The organism is Stenotrophomonas sp. 278 (genome assembly GCF_003935715.1).
GTDB lineage: Bacteria > Pseudomonadota > Gammaproteobacteria > Xanthomonadales > Xanthomonadaceae > Stenotrophomonas > Stenotrophomonas maltophilia_AH.
Window position 1 is genome coordinate 1 of sequence record NZ_RHPP01000199.1, and the last position, 5599, is coordinate 5599.

At 57.5% G+C, this 5599-nt stretch carries 6 protein-coding genes; 3 read left to right on the top strand and 3 right to left on the bottom strand.

Going from position 1 to position 5599, the window contains the following annotated elements:
• The 3 genes from EGJ34_RS20145 to EGJ34_RS20155 form a co-directional block, all read right to left on the bottom strand.
• The coding region (locus tag EGJ34_RS20145) for an AHH domain-containing protein (protein ID WP_221740429.1) at positions 1–496 on the bottom strand (496 nt) is incomplete at its 3' end.
• Between the two features lie 17 nt (positions 497–513).
• Positions 514–1173, bottom strand: a complete 660-nt coding sequence (locus tag EGJ34_RS20150) for a DUF1629 domain-containing protein (protein WP_260477080.1) — start codon at positions 1171–1173, stop codon at positions 514–516.
• A 61-nt stretch (positions 1174–1234) separates the two neighbouring features.
• Positions 1235–1906 carry a DUF1629 domain-containing protein gene (locus EGJ34_RS20155; protein WP_125362217.1) on the bottom strand — a complete coding sequence of 224 codons (672 nt, stop codon included), beginning with the start codon at positions 1904–1906 and terminating at the stop codon, positions 1235–1237.
• An 816-nt stretch (positions 1907–2722) separates the two neighbouring features.
• On the opposite strand from EGJ34_RS20155, the gene EGJ34_RS20160 reads away from it, so the two are divergent.
• From EGJ34_RS20160 to EGJ34_RS20170, 3 genes are all read left to right on the top strand, one after another.
• A complete protein-coding gene (locus tag EGJ34_RS20160) occupies positions 2723–2935 on the top strand; it encodes a hypothetical protein (RefSeq protein ID WP_125362218.1) in 213 nt (70 codons plus the stop codon).
• An 82-nt stretch (positions 2936–3017) separates the two neighbouring features.
• Entirely contained in the window at positions 3018–3779 is a 762-nt protein-coding gene (locus EGJ34_RS20165; RefSeq protein ID WP_221740430.1) for an HNH endonuclease, read from the top strand.
• 556 nt (positions 3780–4335) lie between these two features.
• The gene (locus EGJ34_RS20170; protein WP_125362219.1) at positions 4336–5094 is read left to right on the top strand and encodes a hypothetical protein; all 759 of its coding nucleotides are present in this window, start codon (positions 4336–4338) and stop codon (positions 5092–5094) included.
• Positions 5095–5599 lie beyond the last annotated feature (505 nt).

Genomic DNA, 5599 nt, shown 5'->3' on the forward strand with positions numbered 1-5599 from the left:
GGCGGTCTTCTTCTTGGGTGGCATACATGATCCTTTTCAACATGTTATGCCCGAACACAAAATTCCTGACAGTCCCGACAGCGTCTGACTTCTCTATCCGACCGGGAATGGTTGGAAATGCGTCGCCATTGACTATAGCGACTTTGATCGTGTCTTGGAGGTCAGAAATCTTCTCGGCGATACGCCGTAACGCCGCTTCTCGCGCTTCCGGTGATGCACCGCCGTCCACCTGCAAGAGACGACCATCATCCGTCGATGCAAGGCGGCCCAGAACGGCACCCACGGAACGAGTATAAGAAGAAGCGGTCTTTCCGCGATGGGGCGGCGTCTCAATTTCGTTCGCCAGCGCATCATCAAAGGGAAGGTAGAGTCTATTCTTTGACGAATGAGGGTCAATCAGCTTGGCTTCCACAAGTTGAATCAGAATAAGATCATTCTTGAAAAAGCTCTGCTCAATTACGTGGTGACTCTGCAGCAGCACCGGACTCGGCGACATTCAACCCTCCCTGGCGATCAAACCAAAAAATACTCAGCGGCGTCTTCCAAGTACACCCCACGCCCACACCCACCCGCACCGAACCCGCGTTCGACAAGCGCATCCCGCATCACACGATCACACACTATCAACCATTCGTTGTACTTGTTTCGAAATATTCTTGATTGGCCAACCACATCCTTCTTGAAGGCCAAGCGGGCTCCCAACCCAATCTCGTAATACTTCCCAAGTGCCATTCCTTCGGTAATGATCTCCACTTCAGATGCACCATCGTCGATCGCATTCAGGAAGCGGGTAACATCGCAAAGATAGAACTCAGGACCGAGAGAGCCGTCATGCAAATAGTAGATGCACTTGGCAAATGCAACCCCCTCTGGGTCAACTGCCTCAAGAATCGATTTCAGCTCACCTGAAACCAGCCAGTAACCCTCAAACAGCGAATCCAATTCGTTAGGCCCATACTCAGGGCGCGTCTGCCTCAAGACTGGAACCTCAGACAGCGGCGGGAAGCCGCCCGTGATCGGCCGAATGAACACTTGATCCCGTGGCCGCAACTTGTCGGCGTTCTCAAATTCGACCCAGTGACCCGGGCCGCCGAGCTCAGGGCTGATAACAAAGAACTCCCCCTTCTTCGGGGAGTTCTGCCTAGACACGCCATCTTCTACGTTCTCTACCACTACTCGCTCCTTTTCGTAGAACTTCTTCGACTCCGCTCTTTGAACGGAATCTGAGTATCACCTAGGTGGCGATTGTACCCATGAAGTACTCAGCAGCGTCTTCTAGATAGACTCCGCGCGAGCATCCATCAACGCCGAAACCATTCTGGACGAGACAGTCTCGGAACTTACGATCACACACAACAAGTGAGGTGTTGTGTGGAGAACGAAAGACCCTCGCAGAGCCAGTCACATCCCGCCTGAAGGCCAGGCGCGCGCCCATTCCGATCTCATAGTACTTCCCACTTGGGAATCCCTCAGTGAGGATTTCAACTTCAGATGCTTGATCGTCAATTGCATCGAGAACGCGCACAACATCGCATAGGTATAACTCAGGCCCTGCTGAATCGTCATGCAGCCGGTAATCACATCTGACGAACGCGAAGCCATCCGCATCCATCATCTCGAAGACCGCTTTCAGCTCTCGTGAAACGAGCCAGTAGCCCTCAAAGCTTGAGTCCAAGTCACTGGGACCAAGGCCGGGCCGCGTTTGCCTCAGCACTGGAATTTCCGGCAGGTCCGGAAATCCACCTTGCGAAGGCCTGATTAGACCCTGATTGGCCGGCCTCAATCTATCGGCATTCTCAATGACAACGCCGTGACCGGGCCCACCCGCCTCCGGGCTTATGACGAAGAACTCGCCTTTCCTGGGTAGATTTGGCGTGGAGTCGCCATCGACACTGCAGTCGCTCATGTTTCGTCCCGGTTCAATGCCATAGGAAGGATAGCCAAGGGCGCTGACTTCAGTGTGTGGCCTAGATGCGCTTGGGCCTTGCACGCTCTTGGACCTCATATCTCAAGCTCAACGCTCGCGCTGCGTGGCAATAAGGCCTTATCCCTGCCTCAGCGACGTGGTCGCGCAGCTTGGTGCTTGGCGATGATGGCGCGGGCTGGTCCATGCGGATGTTGCTCCGTGTGGGGTTGGGCCTGAGTGGCCTGATGGATGGTGGGGATAGGGTGTCAGGGTTGGTCGGGGTTGGGTATCGGAAAAGTCTGAAGCGGTGTTCTAGGATTGGGGTGGGTGGACGGCAGGCTTCGTTTTGGCACCGCGCAGACACGCGTGGCTTGGCTCTACAGGGGGCGCTGCCGCAGCATGTACTTCACCTCCTCTTCCTTCTTCGCCTGTCCAACCGGTCTGCGTTTCCATTGCACCGGGCGGCGTCCAGTTCCGGCCGCGCTTCGGTCAAGAGACAGCCCGCCCGTTTCCCAGCACCCACAGGGCGACCTCTATTGGCGGCACTTGTGTTTCGCGGACCATGGCCACACCGCGCAGGTCCAGCTGCAGGCGCTGCCTGGCTCGGGGTAGTCTCCTCTTTGCACTCTCGATGCTTCTTCTCCACTGCCGCCTACCGCCGCCGATTCCAGGCCGGATGCGTTCCCCTTAATATTCATAGACTTAGATCGCCATTCTGGAATCGACCAACGGATTTCTGAAGCGTCCCCCTTCGGTCGCAGGATCTGGGACGCAGTGGACAGATCATGCCCCTCCCTCGTAGGAGACGGACGAAGAATGCAGATTGACTCGGAGTGGCTGGCCGCGTTCGATGAGGCGCTTTTGGCCTTGTTTGCGATTGACCACGCGGATGCGGGGATGGATCGGGAGGAGTTGGGGTGGTATTGCGAGATGCCGGCCGGGGAGGCGGCGCTGGCTTATGGGGAGGACTTTGATCTTTGTCGGCGGGATCGGGTTTGGCCGGTTTGGGGGTTGAGGTTGGCTAGTTGAGGCTGATTGCGCCAAGTAGTGTCGTCTACGGCATACTTTCGCCCTATGGGACCGGCGGTTCGCATAGGGCGGGGAAGCAGACGTGGATGAATGGACTTCAGAGCAGTTGGCAGCTGCGGTGGACGCGTATCGCGTCCTGCAGAACGCCGAGGCGCAGGGGCGGAAGCCCAATAAGGCAGAGCTGTATAGGCAGCTGGCCGCTGCGCACGGTCGTACTCCCAAGGCTTGGGAGTACCGGATGCAGAACATCTCGCATGTGCTGGAGCAGTTGGGACTGCCTTGGCTCCAGGGCTTACGCCCGGCTAGGAATGTCGGGGCTGAGGTAACTGGTCAGCTGATCAAGCTTCTTGGAGGCGGGGTGCCAACTGCTGTTTCTGGGCCAGCGTTGACTGAGCTCAAGAGAGAGCGTGAGTTGGCTGAGGACGGCGGAGCTTTCTCACCCGACAGCGTCGAAGACCAGCGCAAGCGGGTGTATGCCAGCATCGTGCGGCGCCAGGGGCAGGCCAAGTTCCGTAGCGCCCTGCTGGAGGCTTATGACGGACGGTGCGCTATGACTGGTTGGGGTGTTGCTGACGTGCTGGAGGCTGCGCATATCTACCCCTATCTTGGGAAGGACACGAATGTTGTGCCCAACGGGCTGCTGCTTAGGTCCGATGTCCACACCTTGTTTGACCTTCAGCTGATCAGTGTGGATGCCAAGACGATGGAGGTCTGCGTGGCGCCGCAGCTGCGTGAGACAGGGTATGGTGTAAAGCATGGGGCACCGCTTGCGATGCCGGTGGTCGCTGCGCTATCGCCAGATCGACAATTGCTGGAACGGCATCGGGCACTGTGTCCTTGGTGATCGACCATCCACGCGACTACTGCTGCTGAGCCGTTAGCTGATAGATCCACCTCACTCGCATAAGCGATGCGTCGCATTGCGGATGGCTCTAGAATCCGTCCCAAGTTCTTACCATTAGACAGATAGGCTGGGATTCGATGCGCTCGCACTCAGAGATTCTGAAGGAAATTGCCGCATTTGAGCCGGTGAGAGGCATTTGGTTGCCGCTTGATAGCTTGCTTACTGAACTCTGGGCAGTTGGCCCAGAGCCTGCCCTGGCCCTACCGGTTCTTTTCGGGGTCTTTGAGAGATTTCCTGATGACGATGGCGCGGGAGTATTCTGGGCAATCGTTCATGGCATTGAGGCTCTTCAGTTTAACTATGAGCCATTGCTTCGGGAGTCGCACGGCCGGGTGCCATCGGAAATGTCCGAGACCATGCTTATGCGGCTCGCCAAATTAAGAAGCGGAGCTTAGCGTTTCGGTCGCGCTTCTTGCACGTGGCGGTCACTGGAACCTTCACAACCCCAAGCGCTGCCGCGCATAATTCGCTGACCAACTCATGGAGACCCTCTCGCATGAATCGTTGTAAACCCCTTGCCGGCGGCGCGCTTGTCGCTACCACTCTTTTGCTCGGGTTCACTGCCCAAGCCGATACCTCTCTCGACGAGGTCGTCAACCCATCCATGCTAGGGAAGACTCTGAAGTACGCGGAGTTCAAGATTGGCTCGCCTGCTATGCGCGAATTCACCGATGACCTGGGCATCCGGCGCAACTTTTACGAGGTCAATGGCTGCACGGTGGCGGTCAGCGTCAGCAATAGCAACGTAGTGAGCGTCGGCATGTCACTTGAGCCAACAAAGGGGTGCGATCTCGATGTCAACGGCATCGCTGAAGGTGCCAAGCCTGGAAGCAAGGCAACGATCCTTGCGTCCAAAACCACGTTCAAGGACTACGCGTGGCGCGGACCTCTTCACTTCACAGACCCCCAACTTCCGTCGTGCAATGCCTGCCTCGAGGGCGGCTTCAATGCCAACATCGATGGGGTTGGCGCGCTGGGAATGGTGTCAGTTCAACTCGAAGGTGCGACCTATACGCCGGACAGTCGCTACCAAGATTGGCGCAGCCTCTTGCGGAACAATGGCATCGATGGCACCGACAGTGATGCGCTGCCTATCACCAGCAGCACCTGTCCATTAAGGCGGTTTGACCACCAGGCCTACCAACTTCTTAAGAACACCAAGGTTATCGGGATCTCTTTCAGCCGCACTAGCGAAGTCTTGCAACCGCAGTGCAGTGGCAAGACTGTGTGGCCGCTAATTCATCGCGGCGGTTGATCCAAGGGCCGCTAACCTCAGCCCGCGTCCGCGCGGCAGAGGTTGTAGTGTCGGCGTAAAGGAGCTGTTCGGCGATCCTGGGAAGCCGCCTGCTGGCAGAGCGGATTGCTAGCGCAAAGCTGGTCCCGGGCCAGGGCGTCTTAGGAGGATGATGAGAAGTGGGAGGCATCCATCCGGCCGACGCCCGCTGCGGACGCAGAGGAGCTAGCGTTGGCCCAGCGGAGGTTGACGCCCACGGAAGCTTGACAAAGAGGTACCGGCGGAAGGATGCAGCCGCGGCAGTGACCGCGGCACGATGCCAAATCGGTGGAGATTGACGCCAGCCCAAAGCTCCGCGAGCCCATGCAGCATGAGCCACGCAGCACCAATCATTAACCCACGATCGACGACGCTACATCTTGATCAACGGTTGCGTCCCCTTGTAATGCCCCACCGGTTCCTGCTCAGGTCATGCAGTTAATGTAGCGGCATAAGCCGCGTCCGGGGTCATCATCTTCAGCGCCTG

Coding starts and splice junctions, on each gene's coding strand:
- EGJ34_RS20155 (WP_125362217.1), bottom strand. CDS start 1,906: ATGAGCGACTGCAGTGTCGATGGCGACTCCACGCCAAATCTACCCAGG.
- EGJ34_RS20160 (WP_125362218.1), top strand. CDS start 2,723: ATGCAGATTGACTCGGAGTGGCTGGCCGCGTTCGATGAGGCGCTTTTG.
- EGJ34_RS20170 (WP_125362219.1), top strand. CDS start 4,336: ATGAATCGTTGTAAACCCCTTGCCGGCGGCGCGCTTGTCGCTACCACT.